This window comes from Pseudomonas sp. P129 (assembly GCF_020312195.1).
GTDB classification, from domain to species: Bacteria; Pseudomonadota; Gammaproteobacteria; order Pseudomonadales; family Pseudomonadaceae; genus Aquipseudomonas; species Aquipseudomonas fragariae.
Genome location: NZ_JAGPYS010000001.1, coordinates 516993 through 533477, shown reverse-complemented (window position 1 = coordinate 533477; position 16485 = coordinate 516993). Strand labels below are relative to the sequence as shown.

Annotated in this window: 17 protein-coding genes and 1 other RNA gene; 5 read left to right on the top strand and 13 right to left on the bottom strand. The window is 59.4% G+C overall.

Annotation, left to right across the window (positions count from 1 at the left end):
- Positions 1 to 4: 4 nt before the first annotated feature.
- The 9 genes from mraY to rsmI form a co-directional block, all read right to left on the bottom strand.
- Positions 5 to 1087: a phospho-N-acetylmuramoyl-pentapeptide-transferase gene (mraY, locus tag KBY02_RS02420; RefSeq protein ID WP_003313553.1), complete on the bottom strand. Its 1083-nt coding sequence runs from the start codon at positions 1085 to 1087 to the stop codon at positions 5 to 7.
- The gene (locus tag KBY02_RS02415; RefSeq protein ID WP_225649739.1) at positions 1087 to 2457 is read right to left on the bottom strand and encodes a UDP-N-acetylmuramoyl-tripeptide--D-alanyl-D-alanine ligase; all 1371 of its coding nucleotides are present in this window, start codon (positions 2455 to 2457) and stop codon (positions 1087 to 1089) included. The genes mraY and KBY02_RS02415 overlap by 1 nt, the downstream gene beginning before the upstream one ends.
- Complete coding sequence (locus KBY02_RS02410) at positions 2450 to 3913, bottom strand: UDP-N-acetylmuramoyl-L-alanyl-D-glutamate--2,6-diaminopimelate ligase (RefSeq protein WP_024638353.1); 1464 nt, start codon at positions 3911 to 3913, stop codon at positions 2450 to 2452. The genes KBY02_RS02415 and KBY02_RS02410 overlap by 8 nt, the downstream gene beginning before the upstream one ends.
- A complete protein-coding gene (locus tag KBY02_RS02405; RefSeq protein ID WP_010427469.1) occupies positions 3913 to 5640 on the bottom strand; it encodes a peptidoglycan D,D-transpeptidase FtsI family protein in 1728 nt (575 codons plus the stop codon). The genes KBY02_RS02410 and KBY02_RS02405 overlap by 1 nt, the downstream gene beginning before the upstream one ends.
- Positions 5640 to 5933, bottom strand: a complete 294-nt coding sequence (ftsL, locus tag KBY02_RS02400; protein ID WP_003340690.1) for a cell division protein FtsL — start codon at positions 5931 to 5933, stop codon at positions 5640 to 5642. The genes KBY02_RS02405 and ftsL overlap by 1 nt, the downstream gene beginning before the upstream one ends.
- Positions 5930 to 6871: a 16S rRNA (cytosine(1402)-N(4))-methyltransferase RsmH gene (gene rsmH / locus KBY02_RS02395; RefSeq protein WP_225649963.1), complete on the bottom strand. Its 942-nt coding sequence runs from the start codon at positions 6869 to 6871 to the stop codon at positions 5930 to 5932. The genes ftsL and rsmH overlap by 4 nt, the downstream gene beginning before the upstream one ends.
- 2 nt (positions 6872 to 6873) lie before the next feature.
- Positions 6874 to 7329, bottom strand: a complete 456-nt coding sequence (mraZ, locus tag KBY02_RS02390) for a division/cell wall cluster transcriptional repressor MraZ (protein ID WP_003406034.1) — start codon at positions 7327 to 7329, stop codon at positions 6874 to 6876.
- A gap of 307 nt (positions 7330 to 7636) precedes the next feature.
- Positions 7637 to 7994, bottom strand: an RNA gene (gene rnpB / locus KBY02_RS02385) — RNase P RNA component class A.
- Between the two features lie 85 nt (positions 7995 to 8079).
- On the bottom strand, positions 8080 to 8949 hold the full coding sequence (rsmI, locus tag KBY02_RS02380; protein WP_024641908.1) for a 16S rRNA (cytidine(1402)-2'-O)-methyltransferase: 870 nt from the start codon (positions 8947 to 8949) through the stop codon (positions 8080 to 8082).
- A 280-nt stretch (positions 8950 to 9229) separates the two neighbouring features.
- Between rsmI and KBY02_RS02375 the strand changes: the two genes are divergently transcribed.
- The 4 genes from KBY02_RS02375 to KBY02_RS02360 all read left to right on the top strand — a co-directional run bounded on the left by KBY02_RS02375 (position 9230) and on the right by KBY02_RS02360 (position 12745).
- The gene (locus KBY02_RS02375) at positions 9230 to 11044 is read left to right on the top strand and encodes a penicillin-binding protein activator (RefSeq protein WP_032654337.1); all 1815 of its coding nucleotides are present in this window, start codon (positions 9230 to 9232) and stop codon (positions 11042 to 11044) included.
- Positions 11041 to 11415: a YraN family protein gene (locus KBY02_RS02370; RefSeq protein ID WP_024638357.1), complete on the top strand. Its 375-nt coding sequence runs from the start codon at positions 11041 to 11043 to the stop codon at positions 11413 to 11415. Before KBY02_RS02375 ends, KBY02_RS02370 begins: the two co-directional genes overlap by 4 nt.
- A 161-nt stretch (positions 11416 to 11576) precedes the next feature.
- Positions 11577 to 12170, top strand: coding sequence for a phosphoheptose isomerase (locus tag KBY02_RS02365; protein ID WP_003418801.1), 594 nt, complete (start codon positions 11577 to 11579; stop codon positions 12168 to 12170).
- Positions 12167 to 12745 (top strand): BON domain-containing protein, encoded by a 579-nt coding sequence (locus KBY02_RS02360; protein WP_003406039.1) that lies wholly within the window; start codon positions 12167 to 12169, stop codon positions 12743 to 12745. Before KBY02_RS02365 ends, KBY02_RS02360 begins: the two co-directional genes overlap by 4 nt.
- A gap of 60 nt (positions 12746 to 12805) precedes the next feature.
- Here the strand turns inward: KBY02_RS02360 and KBY02_RS02355 are convergent, their stop codons facing one another.
- From KBY02_RS02355 to rplM, 4 genes are all read right to left on the bottom strand, one after another.
- Entirely contained in the window at positions 12806 to 13225 is a 420-nt protein-coding gene (locus KBY02_RS02355) for a ClpXP protease specificity-enhancing factor (RefSeq protein WP_003313571.1), read from the bottom strand.
- A 17-nt stretch (positions 13226 to 13242) separates the two neighbouring features.
- Positions 13243 to 13860 (bottom strand): glutathione S-transferase N-terminal domain-containing protein, encoded by a 618-nt coding sequence (locus KBY02_RS02350; protein ID WP_003406040.1) that lies wholly within the window; start codon positions 13858 to 13860, stop codon positions 13243 to 13245.
- Between the two features lie 281 nt (positions 13861 to 14141).
- Positions 14142 to 14534 (bottom strand): 30S ribosomal protein S9, encoded by a 393-nt coding sequence (gene rpsI, locus KBY02_RS02345; protein WP_002555064.1) that lies wholly within the window; start codon positions 14532 to 14534, stop codon positions 14142 to 14144.
- Positions 14535 to 14548: 14 nt separating this feature from the next.
- A complete protein-coding gene (gene rplM / locus KBY02_RS02340) occupies positions 14549 to 14977 on the bottom strand; it encodes a 50S ribosomal protein L13 (RefSeq protein WP_002555065.1) in 429 nt (142 codons plus the stop codon).
- A gap of 495 nt (positions 14978 to 15472) precedes the next feature.
- Between rplM and KBY02_RS02335 the strand changes: the two genes are divergently transcribed.
- Positions 15473 to 16378, top strand: coding sequence for a GlxA family transcriptional regulator (locus KBY02_RS02335; protein WP_162488814.1), 906 nt, complete (start codon positions 15473 to 15475; stop codon positions 16376 to 16378).
- Positions 16379 to 16485 lie beyond the last annotated feature (107 nt).

Here is a 16485-nt window from a genome sequence, read left to right as displayed (position 1 = left end):
CGTTCTACCTCAGTTTCAGCGTGGCAAGGCCAATGAGCACCAGAATCACGGTGATGATCCAGAAACGGACGATCACACGTGGCTCGGGCCAGCCTTTGAGTTCAAAGTGGTGGTGGATCGGCGCCATGCGGAATACGCGGCGGCCGGTAAGTTTGAAAGACGCAACCTGAATGACCACTGAAAGGGTTTCCATCACGAACACGCCGCCCATGATGAACAGGACCATTTCCTGACGAACGATCACCGCCATGGTGCCCAGCGCCGCGCCGAGCGCCAGCGCACCGACGTCGCCCATGAACACCTGCGCCGGATACGTGTTGAACCAGAGGAACCCCAGCCCGGCGCCAATCAGCGCGCCAGAGAACACAATCAGCTCGCCCGCCCCCGGAACGTAGGGAATCAGCAGGTATTCAGCGAATTTCACGTTACCTGACAGGTAGCAGAAGATGCCCAATGCACCGCCCACCATCACCGTTGGCATGATCGCCAGACCGTCCAGGCCGTCAGTCAGGTTGACTGCGTTGCTGGAGCCGACGATCACGAAATAGGTCAGTACGATGAAACCGATACCCAGCGGGATGCGCACATCCTTGAGCATCGGCACGATCAGCGTGGTTTCGGTTGCCGACGGTGCAGTCGTATAAAGGAAGATCGCGGCACAGAGGCCAAATACCGACTGCCAGAAATACTTCCAGCGGCTCGGCAGGCCACGCGAATTCTTTTCGATCACCTTGCGGTAGTCATCGACCCAACCGATCGCGCCGAACAGGAAGGTCACCAGCAACACGACCCACACGTAACGGTTGCTCAGGTCAGCCCACAGCAACGTACTGATACCAATGGACGACAGGATCAGCGCCCCGCCCATGGTCGGCGTGCCGGACTTGGACAGGTGCGACTGCGGACCGTCGTTACGCACCGACTGACCGATCTGACGCATCTGCAGGGTGCGGATCATCCACGGCCCCAGGCACAGTGACAGCGTCAGTGCAGTGAGCACGCCAAGAATCCCGCGCAATGACAGGTACTGAAAGACCGCGAAGCCTTTGTAGAACTGTTGTAAAAACTCGGCCAACAGCAGCAGCATTAATGTTTCTCCAGGCTAGAACCGCACAAGGCAGCCACGACGTGTTCCATCGCAGCGCTACGCGAGCCCTTGATCAGTAAAGTGGTATCGGGGTCCTGCTCGGCGCTCAGCGCCGCAATCAGTTCAGCCTGACTGGCAAAGTGGTAAGCGTGCTCGCCAAAGGCGCTGACGGCGTGAGTCATCAACGGGCCGACGGCATACAGCGCCGACACCTTGCCAGCGGCATAGGCACCGACTTCGCGATGGCCCTGCTCGGCCCAGTCGCCCAGCTCGCCGATATCGCCCAGCACCAGTACGGTACGACCGGTGAAGCCGGTGAGGATGTCGACGGCCGCGTTGATCGAGGCAGGGTTGGCGTTGTAGGTATCATCAATGACGCGCGTGCCATTGCTGGCGATTTGCGCCACGGCACGGCCCTTGACAGGCTGCACGTTGTTCAGCCCGGTAACGATCCCTTCCAGCGGCACACCCATTGCGCAGCCGGCAGCCGCAGCGGCCAGGGCGTTGGAAACGTTGTGCGTGCCGAGCAGGTTCAGCTGAACCCGGGCGGTGCCGAGCGGGCTGTTGATGATAAAGCCCGGGCAGCCCCGAGCATCACGGCTAAGCTCGCTGGCGTACACATCCGCCGCAGAGTCGGTCAGCGCGAAGGTCAGGACATTGCGATTGCCGGCGCGCTTGCGCCAGATCGGAAACGCCTTGTCTTCCAGGTTCAAGACTGCAGTGCCACCCGCGTCGAGACCTTCCAGAATCTCGCCCTTGGCTTCGACAATCCTGTCCGGGCCGCCAAACTCGCCAACATGGGCGGTGCCGGCGTTGGTAATCATGGCGACGTGCGGCTTGGCAAGGCTCACGGTGTAGGCAATCTCGCCAACCCGCGATGCACCCAGTTCGATCACAGCGGACGTGTATTCGGGAGCCAGTTCCAGCAGCGTCAGTGGAACGCCCAATTCGTTGTTCAGGTTGCCTCGGGTCGCCAGCACAGGCCCGCGCGTGCGCAGGATGCTCGCGAGCATCTCCTTGACCGTGGTTTTGCCACTCGACCCGGTGACGGCAGCAACCGGCCGGTCGACGAACGCATTGCGATTCATGGCACCCAGCTGGGCAAGTGCCTTGCGGGTATCCAGCACGACCAGTTGCGGCAAGGCGGCGCCCTGCACTTCGCGCTCGACCAGCGCACCGACCGCACCTTTGGCAGCCACTTGGTCGAGGTATTCATGACCGTCGAAACGCGGGCCGGTCAGGGCCACGAACAGTTGCCCAGGCTGGATGCCACGACTGTCGGTGCTCACGCCGGCAAAGCTGCAGTCGCCGCCGACCAGACGGGCGTCGAGTGGTACAACCAGTTCGCGGAAGGTCATTGGCTTAAGCATTCGCAGGCTCCCATACGGCAAGCGCACTGGCGGCTTCTTGCAAATCGGAGAACGGCTGCCGCTGACCGTTGATTTCCTGGTAGTCCTCGTGGCCCTTGCCAGCAAGCACCACCACGTCATCAGCATTGGCGCTGGCAATCAGCTCGGCAATGGCCTGACCGCGACCTTCGATGAAACGCACCTTGTCCGCAGCAACGAAGCCAGGGCGTATATCGTCAAAAATACTGACAGGCGATTCGGAGCGCGGATTGTCATCAGTGACCCATACGCCGTCGGCCAGACGCTCGACCACTCCAGCCATCAACGGACGCTTGCCACGGTCACGATCACCGCCGCAGCCGAACAGGCACAACAAGCGGCCCTTGGCGTGCGGGCGCAGTGCTTCAAGTACTTTTTCCAGCGCGTCCGGGGTGTGCGCGTAATCCACGACCACCAGAGGCTTGTCGGCACCACCCAGACGCTGCATGCGTCCGACCGGGCCTTCGAGTTTCGGCAGCGCCTTGAGAATTTCATCCAGCGCGTAATCCAGGCCCAGCAGCGCGCCGACCGCAGCCAGCACATTGCTCAGGTTGAAACGACCCAGCAGGCTGCTGCGCAGGAAATGCTCGCCCTGCGGCGTGACCAGCGTGGCACGCACGCCATCGTCATCGAACTTCGCATCGCGGCAATACAGGTAGGCCGAACTGTCCAGCTGGCTGTAGGTGATCAACCGCGACTCTTGTTTGACCGCGGCCAGTTCACGACCGAAGTCGTCATCCAGGTTGATCACCCGGCATTTCAGATCGGACCATGCGAACAGCTTCGCCTTGGCGGCAGCGTAGGCCTCCATGGTGCCGTGATAATCCAGATGGTCACGGGACAGATTGGTCAGCACCGCCACATCAAAGGCCAGCGCCGTAGCGCGTCCCTGATCAAGACCGTGGGACGAGACTTCCATCGCCACTGCGCGCGCACCGGCCTTTCTCAGGTCGGTCAGCGTCGCCTGCACGGCAATCGGGTCGGGCGTGGTGTGGCGACCGCTTTGCAGCGAGCCGTAGAAACCGGTGCCCAAGGTACCGACGATCCCGCAACGCTGGCCGAGGACATCAAGCGCCTGGGCCACCAGTTGGGTCACGCTGGTCTTGCCGTTGGTGCCGGTAACACCGACCAGATTCAGACTGCGGCTCGGATCGCCATAGAAGCGACCGGCGATGGCGGACAACTGCCCGGCGAGCCCCTTGACCGGGATCAGCGGCACGTCGGTGATCGGCAGCACGGTCGACCCTTCGACTTCATAGGCTACGGCAGCTGCGCCACGCTTGAGCGCGTCGGCGATATGCGCGCGGCCATCGACCTTGATGCCCGGCACTGCCAGAAACAGGTCGCCCGGGCGCACATTGCGGCTGTCGAGGGTCAACTCGCGAATCAGCGCATCGCGGTCGGTGTGAGCGAAAATCTTGCTCAGATTAAATGCCATCAACCACGCCCTCCTTTGGCTGCCGGTGCGGCGTTGACTTGTTCGGGTGGCGCAAGGTTGTCCGGCGTCACGTTCATCAGACGCAACGTGCCGGACATGACCTTGCTGAATACCGGGGCCGAAACCAGACCACCGTAGTAACCACCCTTGCTCGGTTCGTCGATGACAACCACGATGGCGTAACGCGGGTTACTCATCGGGCCGAAACCGGCGAACAGCGAGCGATAGGAATTTTCCGCATAGCCCTTGGTGCCAATGGACGTCTTGCGCGCCGTACCACTCTTGCCGCCAACGTGGTAGGACGGCACACGGGCGCGATAGACGCCGCGTGGGTCCTCGATAACCTGCTGCAACATGCCTTGCAGGGTCTTCGCGGTTTTCTCCGGAATGGCCTGGGTCGACTCCGGCTCTTTATCTGTTTTCAGGATGGTCAACGGCACGATGCGGCCATTGTTGGCCAGCGCGCCGTAGGCATGCACCAGCTGCAAGGCCGTGACCGACAGACCGTAGCCATAGGACAGCGTGGCGGTTTCGGCCTTGCGCCATTCGCGGTAGTTGGGCAGGTTGCCGACGCGCTCGCCAGGGAAGCCGAGGCCGGTGTACTGACCGAAACCGACGCGCTGCATGGCACGGAAGATCGCCTCACCGCCCACATCAAACGCAACCTTGCTCATGCCGACGTTACTGGAGTTGATCAGAATGCCGGTCAGATCGAGGATCGGGCCTTCGGTCTTGGTCACGTCACGAATCGTGTACTTGCCGATCTGCAGGGTGCCCGGATAAACCTCGACCTTGTCGGTAGGCTTCCAGCGGCCACTGTCCAGCGCTGCGGTCATGGAGATCGGCTTCATGGTCGAACCGGGTTCGAACACGTCGATGATGGCCCGGTTGCGCATGGCGGCAGGCACCATGGTGCGACGGTTGTTCGGGTTATAGGTGGGCTGGTTGACCATCGCCAGAACCTCACCGGTCTTGACGTCCATGATCACCATGCTGCCGGCCTTGGCCTCGTTCTCGACGATGGCATTGCGCAGTTCACGGGTCGCCAGGTACTGCAGGCGCAGGTCAATAGACAAAGCCAAGGTCTTTCCGGCCTTGGCATTCTTGGTGACCTGAACATCCTTGATCAGTCGACCGCGCCGGTCCTTGATGACCTGACGCTTGCCGGGCACACCGGCGAGCCAGTCGTCATACGCCAGCTCGACGCCTTCCCGGCCATGGTCGTCAAGGTCGGTAAAGCCGACCATGTGTGCAGTGACATCGCCGGCCGGATAAAAGCGGCGGAACTCTTCGATGCCGTAAACGCCGGGCACTTTCAGATCGATGACCGACTGGCCCTGTTCCGGCGTCAGGCCACGGACCAGGTAGATGAATTCCTTGTTCGCTTGCGAGTCCAGACGCTCGGTCAATGCCTTGAGATCCTGGCCCAGCGCGGCGGCCAGCATCGGCCACTTGGACTTGTCCTGCTGCATTTCACGCGGGTTGGCCCACAGCGTGGTCACCGGCGTACTGACGGCCAGCGGCTCGCCGTTACGGTCGGTGATCAGGCCACGGTGCGCCGGAATAGGGATATGCCGAAGGCTGCGTGCATCGCCCTGTTCCTTGAGAAAGGTATGGTCGATGACCTGCAGGTCGACAATGCGCCAGCAAATGGCGAGCACGAGGGACACCAGCAGCCCTACGACTACGCGAAAGCGCCACGGATAAAGAGCGCCATCGAGCTTCATCATGGCGCCACCATCCGCACTTCGGCAGCGCTCGGGATGCGCATCTTCAGCTGTTCGGTGGCCAGAGTTTCGATACGGCTATGCGCAGTCCAGGTGCTCTGCTCAAGAATCAGCCGGCCCCACTCTGCCTGCGCCTTGTCGCGCACGCTCATTTCCGAATACAGCGAGTTGAGCAGTTGACGATTCCAATGTGCACTATAGGAAACGCCAATCGCCGAAATCAGGACAGCAATGAACAGCAGCAGCATAATGAAACTGCCGCCGGGCAGAGGCTTCAGAAACAGACGGCTCACCTGAGCTTCTCCGCTACACGCATGACAGCACTGCGCGAGCGCGGGTTGGCTTTGGTTTCGGCATCCGAGGCGAATTGAGCCTTGCCGTGAATTTTGATTTTCGGTTCGAACGGTTTGAACTGGATCGGCAGATTGCGCGGCATGTTGTCGGCTTCGCCCTTGGCGAGCTTGCGCATGAACAGCTTGACGATGCGGTCTTCCAGCGAGTGAAAGCTGATGACGACCAGGCGGCCACCCACTTCCAGCGCATCCAGTGCCGCTTCGAGGCCGGCTTCCAGATCGCCCAGTTCGTTGTTTACGTGAATACGCAGGCCCTGAAAGGCACGCGTTGCCGGATTCTTGCCCTTTTCCCAGGCAGGGTTGGCGACCTTGAGCACTTCTGCCAGATCGGCTGTGCGCTCGAAAGGCTGGACTTCGCGACGCGCAACGACCGCATTGGCCATCCGCTTGGCAAACCGCTCTTCGCCGTATTCCTTGAAGACGCGGGCAATTTCTTCAGCCGGTGCAGTTGCGATGAACTCGGCGGCGCTTACGCCACGGGCGGGGTCCATGCGCATATCCAGAGGACCGTCGTTCATGAAGCTGAAACCGCGCTCTGGATCATCCAGCTGCGGGGACGACACGCCCAGATCCAGCAGAATGCCACTGACCTTGCCGGCCAAACCGCGCTCCTGAGTTTCGGATCCCAATTCGGCAAAGCTGCGCTGCACAATGACAAAGCGGCCGTCTTCGGCCGCTAGCGCTTGCCCGGTGGCAATCGCTTGAGGGTCCTTGTCGAATCCCAGAAGCCGACCATCGGGGCCCAGCTGGCTGAGTATCAGACGACTATGCCCGCCACGTCCGAACGTGCCGTCCAGATAGCAGCCATCGGAGCGCACCGCGAGAGCCTCCACGGCTTCTTCAAGCAGCACGGTGATGTGGGTAAAGCCGCTATTCATAGTCACAGGATCAAATCACGTAATTCGTCGGGCATCGCGCCAGGTTTTTGAATGGCAGCCAGGTCAGCGTCAGCAAGAGCGTTCCAGGCGTCCTCGTCCCACAGTTGAAACTTGTTGAGCTGGCCCACCAACATCACGCGCTTGTCGAGCTTCGCGTATTCGCGAAGACGTGGCGGCACCAGAAAACGCCCGCTGCCATCGAGTTCCAGATCGACAGCATTACCAATTAGAAGCCTTTGCAGACGACGGTTTTCTTCACGAAACGTCGCCAGATCACGAAGTTTTGCCTCTATCAGCTCCCATTCGGAAAGCGGGTAAAGGCAAAGGCATGGATCAACGGCATCAATGGTCACGATAAGTTGGCCGGCGCTACGCGAATCCAACTCGTCACGGTACCGGCTCGGCATAGCGAGACGGCCCTTGGCATCGAGATTGATCGCATTGGCACCACGGAACACAGGCGCATTCTCCGAATATTAGCTTTTTGCGCTAAAAAAACCCACTTCGTGCCACTTTCTGCCACTTGCGCACACTATAGGAACGCGCCCACCACACCGTCAAGGCACGGTCTTAAGGAAAACCCTTACATTTCGGAGATTTAGGAGAGGCATTGGGGATAAAAGGGTAATTTTGCGAAGGATCCGACGGATAAATCCCACGCAACTCAAATCGTTGCGATTCGAAGTTAATGTAATTTATGAGCTGTAAGATTTTTTTGGTATTACGGAGGGGTTTTGCTGCTTGAAACGAAGGGGAAGAAAAAAGGTGGAGAGTCGATCTGTAAGCCGGGTTCTGTCGAGAACAGTCATTCCTCTACGACGGCCATCACTGGACGTCTTTAGCAACCTACCCGGTTCCAGCGCGGGCCACGCCTAGGAACCCTATTTGGTCTTGCTCCGAGTGGGGTTTACCTTGCCACGAACTGTTACCAGACGTGCGGTGCGCTCTTACCGCACCTTTTCACCCTTACCGGCACCGAAGTGCTTAGGCGGTTATTTTCTGTGGCACTTTCCGTAGGCTCACGCCTCCCAGGCGTTACCTGGCACTCCGCCCTATGGAGCCCGGACTTTCCTCCCCCCCTTGTTGCGGAACAACAAGAGGCAGCGACTGTCCAATCGACTCTCCGCCGACAAGGTTAGCGGCACACGCCATCAAGAACAAGCTTTAATAGCATGCGTGTCCCGGTTGTCCCTTTCAAAAGCAGCGTGTTACTCCTTCTGTTTTTCCAGCGCCACCTGATACAGCAGGTTCTTGCGCACGCCGGTTATTTCGGCAGCCAGCGCTGCGGCGCGCTTGAGCGGCATCTCGGCAAGCAGCAAATCCAGCACCCTGCGGGCCTCATCACCGATGACGTCCTCGTCATCCGGCGGCGTCCAGCCCGCCACCAGCACGACGCACTCGCCACGCTGCTGATTACTGTCGGATTCGACGAACGCCCGCAGCTCACCTAAAGGCAGACCCTTGAGGGTTTCGAAAGTTTTGGTTATTTCACGCGCCAGCAACGCCTGACGGTCAGCACCGAAGACCAGTTCCATATCCTGCAGACACTCCAGGATGCGGTGCGGCGCCTCATAATAGATCAGCGTGCGCGGCTCTTCCCTGACACGCTCAAGCCTGGCCTTGCGACCGGCAGACTTGGCCGGAAGAAAGCCTTCGAAAATGAATCGATCCGACGGCAGCCCGGCCGCAGACAGCGCTGCGATCAAGGCGCACGCGCCCGGCACCGGTACGACCGGCACACCCGCGGCGCGCGCCTGGCGCACCAGGTGGTAACCGGGATCGGAGATCAGTGGCGTGCCCGCATCGGAAATCAGTGCGACGTCATCACCGGCCAGCAGACGCGTGATGAACCGACTACCCTCATCACGTTCATTATGTTCGTGACAGGCCGCCAATGGCGTAGAGATGCCGAAATGCTGCATCAGCCGTGCGGAATGACGCGTGTCTTCAGCCGCAATCAGCGCGACCTCACGCAACACCTTCAGGGCTCGCACGCTCATGTCGTCCAGATTGCCGATAGGAGTCGCCACTACATAAAGCGAACCCGAAGTGGAATTCGAAACAACCGGAACAGTCAAAACGCAAACCTCGCAGGTTAAAACAGGCACTTGGAAAAAATGCATTGTACAGACTGCGGCCCGGCGGAACGGTTCGTGCGTCAGGATGCCGACAAAAAAGGAATGAAAACATGTTCAGACCCGAGCAAGAAGCGCGGCGCACCTCTCGAATTGAACGATTTGGCCGCCAGATGACCTTAACGCGACTGATATCACGGCTTTAAATACCTTCGACATCGCACCCCGGCCAGCGCTTGGGTACAATCCCCCGTTAATTCGCTCGAGTTTCAGGAACATACCAATGATCGCTTGTCTGCGGCTGCTCTCTGCCCTCTGCCTCGCTGCCCTCCTCGCAGCCTGTGCCAGCTCGCCCTCGTCCAGCCTTGGCGAGCTGCCTCGAACCCCTGATGCCAGTATCGAGCAATTGCTCGAGCAGGCCGCCAGCGCCAAAACACCCGAGCAGGCCGCAACGCTGCGCTTGAGTGCTGCCGATCTGGCCAGCCGCCAGAATGACGCGGGGCGCGCCGCGCAAATCCTCGGACAGGTGCAAATCGATCAACTCAAGCCCGGCTTGCAGGTTTTCGCCAGCACACTGTCCGCTGAGCTGGCGATGGGCCGCAATCAACCCAAGGCAGCGCTGACCGCCCTGAATCATCCAAGCATGCAGCGCCTTGGCGAACTGTCGGTCGAGCAGCAGATTCGCACTCACATGGTCAAGGCACGCGCTCTGGAAGCCGATGGTCAGGCTCTGGCAGCCGCCAACGAGCGGGTTTACGCCGGCCCGCTGCTGCAAGGCACAGACGCCAGCGCCAACAATGACGCGATCTGGACACTGGTCTCCGCCCTGCCTGCCGAGCAACTGCAGAGCACAGCCACCGACGATATGGGCGGCTGGCTGAACCTGGCTCGCTCGATCAAGGGCGCAGGCACGCTCGAGCAGCAACAGGCTGCCATCGACAACTGGAAAGCGCAGAACCCTAAACACCCTGCTGCACTGCAATTGCCTACTGCCCTCGCGCAGCTGCGTGCACTGACCAGCGAGCCGATTACCAAAATCGCCCTGCTGCTGCCCCAGGATGGTCAATTGGCCGCGGTCGCCAAGGCGTTGCGCGAAGGCTTCATGGCCGCGCACTTCCAGGCTCAGCAAGCAGGCGAGAATCCGCCGGCCATTCAGGTCTTCGACAGCTCGCGAATCACCTCGATGGACGAGTTTTACCGTCAGGCTCAGGCCGCTGGTGTGCAACTGGTCGTCGGTCCGCTGGAAAAGAACCTCGTCAAACAGCTGAACAGCCGTCAGCAGCTGCCTATCACTACCCTGGCGCTGAACTACAGCGACACCAGCAATGAAGGCCCTGCCCAGCTGTATCAGTTCGGCCTGGCCGCAGAAGACGAAGCCCGCGAGGTCGCACGTCGCGCCTGGGCGGACGGCAAGCGCAGCGCCGTGGCGATGGTTCCGAAAGGTGAATGGGGCGACCGCGTGCTGGATGCCTTCCGCAAGAGCTGGCAGGCCAAGGGCGGCACGCTGATCGCTGCAGAGCACGTTGATCAGCCTGTAGAACTGGCACAGCAGGTCGCCGATCTGTTCCAGCTGCGCAACAGCGAAGGCCGCGCGCAGCGCCTGCAAAGCACGGCCGGCACTCAGATCGCCGCTCAGCCAAGCCGTCGCCAGGACATCGACTTCATGTTCCTCGCCGCAACCCCGCAACAAGCGCAGCAGATCAAACCCACCATGGTCTTTCAGTACGCAGGTGACGTTCCGGTCTACGCCACGTCGCACCTGTTCACCAACAGCAACGATCACGCGCAATACATGGACCTGAATGGCGTGCGCTTCTGCGAAACGCCATGGCTGCTGAACGCCGAAGACCCGCTGCGCCAGCAAGTGACCGCGCAATGGCCACAGGCTGCAGGCAGCCTGGGTCGTCTGTATGCGATGGGTATCGACGCCTATCGCCTGGCACCGCGCCTCGCCCAGCTCAAGGCAATGCCTGACAGCCGCATTGACGGGCTGTCCGGCGGCCTCAGCCTGAACCCTGGCCGTCGCGTCGAACGCCAGCTGCCATGGGCTGAATTCGTCGACGGCAAGGTCCAGCGCCTGCCGGACACGGCTCCTTGATGCAACGCAGCACCCGCCAGCAAGCAGGGCGCGAGGCTGAAGCCTTCGCCCTGCAGTTTTTGCAACGACAGGGGCTGCGCCTGATTGAACAAAACTGGTTATGCAAACGCGGCGAGCTTGATCTAGTCATGCTTGACGGCGATACAGTAGTATTCGTCGAAGTTCGCTACCGGCGCCATTCAGGCTGGGGCGGCGCCATGGAAAGCGTCGATTTTCGCAAGCAGGAGAAACTCGTCACGGCCGCACAGCTTTTTCTGCAGCACGCAACGGCCTGGGCCAATCATCCTTGCCGTTTCGACGTGATCGCCATTGAAGGCGAGCCTGGCAATGCCGCACCGCTGAACTGGATCAAGAGCGCTTTTGACAGCTGAGCTGGCGCAGCGGCCCAGCCTGAGCCAGGAATGCAATACGCTACAGCCCTCACCGATTTCGCTATTTGTTTTGCCGGCTGCACACCTTGTGTGCCGGATAGCTCCCGGGAGAACCCGGCGCATCCGCCTCGCCGCCGTACGCTCTAATTAAGGTCACATTGATGGACATGCAATCCCGAATTCGCCGGCTGTTCCAGGCCAGCATCGAAACCAAGCAACAGGCGATGGAAGTCCTAGCACCCTTTATCGAGCAAGCCAGTCAGGTCATGGTCAATGCCCTGCTCAACGAGGGCAAGATGCTCGCGTGCGGCAACGGCGGATCAGCAGGCGATGCACAGCACTTTTCCTCGGAACTGCTCAACCGCTTCGAGCGTGAGCGGCCGAGCCTGCCGGCGATTGCACTGACCACCGACAGCTCGACGATCACCTCGATCGCCAACGATTACAGCTACAACGAAATCTTCTCCAAACAGATCCGCGCGCTGGGGCAGCCAGGCGATGTGTTGCTGGCCATTTCCACCAGCGGCAACTCGGCGAATATTATTCAGGCCATCCAGGCCGCACATGATCGCGAAATGATTGTCGTAGCATTGACGGGACGCGACGGTGGCGGCATGGCCTCGCTGCTATTGCCCGAGGATGTGGAGATCCGCGTACCCGCCAATGTCACGGCACGCATACAAGAAGTCCATCTGCTGGCGATCCATTGCCTTTGCGATTTGATCGACAGCCAACTGTTCGGGAGTGAAGAATGACCCCTAATCGTCTCAGCCTACTGGTTCTGACACTGTGCCTCAGCGTCACCGGATGCAGTTCGGTGATCACGGCCACTCGCGAAAAACCGATCGAAGATGATCGCGGCACGCGCACCTTCGGCAGCAAGATCGATGACTCGCTGATCGAGACCAAGGCAGCCGTCAACATCTCCAAGGCCAGCCCTGACCTCGCAGACGGTTCCCACATCGTTGTGACCAGCTTCAACGGCATCGTGCTGCTGGCGGGCCAGACACCGCGTGCCGACCTCAAGGCCATGGCCGAACAGGCCGCCAGCGCGGTTCAGCGCGTCAAGAAGGTCAACAACGAACTGCAGGTGATGGCACCCTCCTCGCTGCTGGCGCGCAACAACGACGCCTGGCTGACGACCAAGATCAAAAGCCAGATGATCGCTGACGCGTCCATCCCCGGCTCGCGCATCAAGGTAGTGACCGAGAACGGCATCGTGTTCCTGCTGGGCCTGGTGACCCAGGACGAAGCCAATCGCGCCACCAACCTGGTACAGGGCGTCTCCGGTGTGCAGAAGATCGTCAAACTCTTCGAGTACATCGACTGACGGGTGACCGACAGGCATGAAAAAGGCGATCCGAAGATCGCCTTTTTTATTGCCCGTTTTTTACTTCACGACCTTCAGACTCGGCCTGCCACTCGGACGTGGCGGTTCGCTGTCTGGCGGAGGCGTATCGTCTTCGATCTCGATCTCGATTTCCTCGCCCTCTTCCATGGAAGGCTCCAGATCGAAAACCATGCCCTGACCGTTCTCGCGGGCATAAATACCCAGGATGGCAGCGACAGGTACGTAAAGCGTGTGCGGCACGCCGCCGAAGCGGCCTTCGAAACTGACCGCTTCGTTATCCATATGCAGATGACGCACGGCACTGGGCGAAACATTCAGGACAATCTGCCCGTCATTGGCAAACCCTTGCGGGACCTGCACCGACGGGTAATCCGCATTGACCAGCACATGCGGGGTGCAATCGTTATCGACGATCCACTCATAGAGAGCACGAACAAGATAAGGGCGACTGGAGTTCATCAACGGCTCCTTAAGCCTTAGCGCATTTCACGTTCGGCAGCAGACAGACTCGTCTGAAAAGCCTCACGCGCAAATTGGCGCTCCATGTAATCAAGCAACGGCTTGGCAGGCCGCGGCAATTCAATACCCAAAATTGGCAAACGCCAGAGTATGGGGAGTAGACAGCAGTCAACGAGACTTAGCTCGTCGCTCATGAAAAAAGCTTTTTCCGCGAACAACGGGGAAACCCCGGCCAGACTCTCGCGAAGCTCCTTGCGCGCCTGAACACGAGCAGGCTCTTTGCTGCGCGTGTCCAGAATCAGGTCGACAAGGCCGCACCAGTCTCTCTGGATACGATGGATCAGCAAACGGCTATTGGCACGGGCAACCGGATAGACGGGCAGCAGAGGCGGATGTGGATAGCGCTCATCCAGATACTCCATCACCACGGTCGACTCGTACAACGCCAGGTCACGATCGACGAGGGTCGGCACGCTGCCGTACGGATTTACTTCAATCAGTTGCGGCGGATGACGACCTGCCACCACTTCAATGATTTCGGCGCTGACACCCTTCTCGGCGAGCACAATGCGTACGCGATGAGAATAGTGGTCGGCGGGGTCGGAGTAGCAGGCCAACCGGTTGGTCACGCCCATGGCGATCCTCCTCGCTTGTTAAAATTTATCGGACAGACGAACGAACGCGCTTCAAGGGCGCATCCGATAATGAACGCAACAGGACAGGTGTTCGTCGCGGGCCACAAGATAGCTCATTTACGCGATGTAAATTCCGTAATCTTCGTCGACAGGCGGATAAATTTCACAATATCGACGTAAAACGAGCAGCCCAAAAACACCTTAACCGTAAAACACACGCCCATAAAAAAACGCCCAGCCCCGCGAGGGGATGGACGTTCTTTCTTTGAACGAAGAGCGTATTAACGCTTCGAGTACTGCGGACGCTTACGCGCTTTACGCAGACCGACTTTCTTACGTTCAACTTCACGAGCATCGCGAGTCACGAAGCCTGCTTTACGCAGAGCGCCACGCAGTGTCTCGTCGTACTGCATCAGAGCGCGAGTGATACCGTGGCGGATTGCGCCAGCCTGACCACTTACACCGCCACCGATAACGGTGACGTAGATGTCGAACTTTTCAACTGTCTCGGTCAGTTCCAGCGGCTGACGAACTACCATGCGGGCAGTTTCGCGACCGAAGAAATTGTCCAGGGAGCGGTTGTTGATCGAGATGTTACCAGTACCCGGACGCAGGAAAACGCGAGCGGTTGCGGTCTTGCGACGGCCAGTGCCGTAATTTTGAGTCGCCGACATAATGAACTATTCCGTTAAAACTTCAGTTCTTGGGGCTGCTGAGCAGTATGAGGGTGTACAGCGCCCGCATAGACTTTCAGCTTACGATACATGTCGCGACCCAGCGGGTTCTTAGGCAGCATGCCTTTGACCGCGGTCTCGATCACGCGCTCAGGAGCTTTGGCGATCAGCTTTTCGAAGTTGATCGACTTGATCCCGCCCGGAAAACCGGAGTGTGAGTAGTAGATCTTGTCGGTGGTCTTGGCACCAGTAACGCGGATCTGCTCGGCATTGATCACGACGATGTAGTCGCCGGTATCAACGTGCGGAGTGTATTCCGGTTTGTGCTTGCCACGCAGACGGCTCGCGATTTCGGTGGCCAGACGACCCAGGGTCTGACCAGCAGCGTCGACGACGAACCAGTCGCGCTTAACTGTTTCCGGTTTAGCAGTAAAAGTTTTCATTCTTTATAGCCTCAGGGGCCGCCCTGAAAATTAGACGGCGGATCTTACTGAATAGTGCGTACTTTGACAAGTCAAAGGCAGCCGGAAACAGACGCTATCGGGGGCTCGGGTCAGCGCGTCCGTTATACGGCAAGATTCTTCGGCAGACGGCGCATCACTTCCACTGCAAAGAGCTGGCGGATTATACAGACTGTAAAAATAACCTCAACCGGATTTTTTGTTCACATTCTGTTTATTGCCTGCGGGGCGTGGATTGGCGGATATTTACCCCCCTTAGCACAAAGCCATCATGGGTACCCTGCCAAGGAGCCCCACTTAACGAGGCTGGACAGTTTTGGCAAAAAATAAGACGATCCAGCCGTTGCTTGACCATTTACCCATATAAGAATAACGACTATGCCGATCCGACACGCCACTCTTCTGCGCCGCGTAAGCATCCTGACCACGGACAAGATGTTTGCCTCGACCGTCATGCAGGCCAAGGACTTCTTCCATCTGGCGAGCCTGCGCTACAGCAAGCAATTGGGCCACGGCCTCGTACCCGCCTTCGAAACGCGCCTGGTCAGCCCGGACGGGCTTTCGGTCAGCAGCTTCAGCGACGTCACCCTGCCGGTCGACGGCGCGCTGTGCCAGAGCGACATCATCGTCATCCCGGCCTTTTGGGACGATTTTGAAACCCTCTGCCAGCGTTACCCACAGATCCTGCCGTGGTTGCGCGAGCAGCACGCCAACGGTGCCGTACTCTGCGCCGAAGCCACCGGTGTCTACTGGCTTGCCGAAGCCGGCTTGCTGGACGGCAAGGAAGCGACGACCTACTGGCGCTTTTTCAGCGCATTCGCCGAGCGCTATCCCAAGGTCCTGCTCAATCAGGAAAAGCACCTGACCGACGCCGACAACGTGTATTGCGCGGGCGGCACGACCTCAGCCTGCGATCTGTACATTTATCTGATCGAGCGCTTCTGCGGCGCCAATGTCGCCCAGGCCGTCGCCCGCGACATCCTCTATGAAGTGCGGCGCACGTACTCGCCGGGGCGAATCGGTTTTGGCGGTCAGAAGCTTCATCAGGACGTGGTCATTCTGCAGATTCAGCACTGGCTGGAAGAGCACTTTGCCGACAAGTTCCGTTTTGAAGACGTGGCCCGCGAGCACGGCATGAGCATTCGCAATTTCATGCGCCGCTTTCAGACCGCCACAGGCGACAAGCCGCTGCATTACCTGCAACGGCTGCGGATCGAAACGGCAAAGGGATTGCTCTCGGGGACGCGCAAGAGCATCAAGACCATCAGCTACGAAGTGGGCTACGACGACGCCAGCTTCTTTGCCCGACTGTTCCGCCAGCACACCGAGCTGTCACCCAATCAGTATCGGCAACAGTTCGAGGGTCAGAGGGAGAAGCTATAAGCTGCAAGCTGCAAGCTGCAAGCTGCAAGCTGCAAGCTGCAAGCTGCAAGCTGCAAGCTGCAAGCTGCAAGCTGCAAGCTGCAAGCTGCAAGAGCCTGGGCTTTTAG

Bases quoted from the DNA above. Each gene is read 5' to 3' on its own strand.
- KBY02_RS02405 (WP_010427469.1), bottom strand. From the start codon at position 5,640: ATGAAGCTCGATGGCGCTCTTTATCCGTGGCGCTTTCGCGTAGTCGTA.
- rpsI (WP_002555064.1), bottom strand. From the start codon at position 14,534: ATGTCGGCGACTCAAAATTACGGCACTGGCCGTCGCAAGACCGCAACC.
- KBY02_RS02415 (WP_225649739.1), bottom strand. From the start codon at position 2,457: ATGCTTAAGCCAATGACCTTCCGCGAACTGGTTGTACCACTCGACGCC.
- mraY (WP_003313553.1), bottom strand. From the start codon at position 1,087: ATGCTGCTGCTGTTGGCCGAGTTTTTACAACAGTTCTACAAAGGCTTC.
- KBY02_RS02360 (WP_003406039.1), top strand. From the start codon at position 12,167: ATGACCCCTAATCGTCTCAGCCTACTGGTTCTGACACTGTGCCTCAGC.
- rsmH (WP_225649963.1), bottom strand. From the start codon at position 6,871: ATGAATAGCGGCTTTACCCACATCACCGTGCTGCTTGAAGAAGCCGTG.
- KBY02_RS02410 (WP_024638353.1), bottom strand. From the start codon at position 3,913: ATGGCATTTAATCTGAGCAAGATTTTCGCTCACACCGACCGCGATGCG.
- KBY02_RS02355 (WP_003313571.1), bottom strand. From the start codon at position 13,225: ATGAACTCCAGTCGCCCTTATCTTGTTCGTGCTCTCTATGAGTGGATC.
- KBY02_RS02350 (WP_003406040.1), bottom strand. From the start codon at position 13,860: ATGGGCGTGACCAACCGGTTGGCCTGCTACTCCGACCCCGCCGACCAC.
- rplM (WP_002555065.1), bottom strand. From the start codon at position 14,977: ATGAAAACTTTTACTGCTAAACCGGAAACAGTTAAGCGCGACTGGTTC.
- KBY02_RS02365 (WP_003418801.1), top strand. From the start codon at position 11,577: ATGGACATGCAATCCCGAATTCGCCGGCTGTTCCAGGCCAGCATCGAA.
- KBY02_RS02375 (WP_032654337.1), top strand. From the start codon at position 9,230: ATGATCGCTTGTCTGCGGCTGCTCTCTGCCCTCTGCCTCGCTGCCCTC.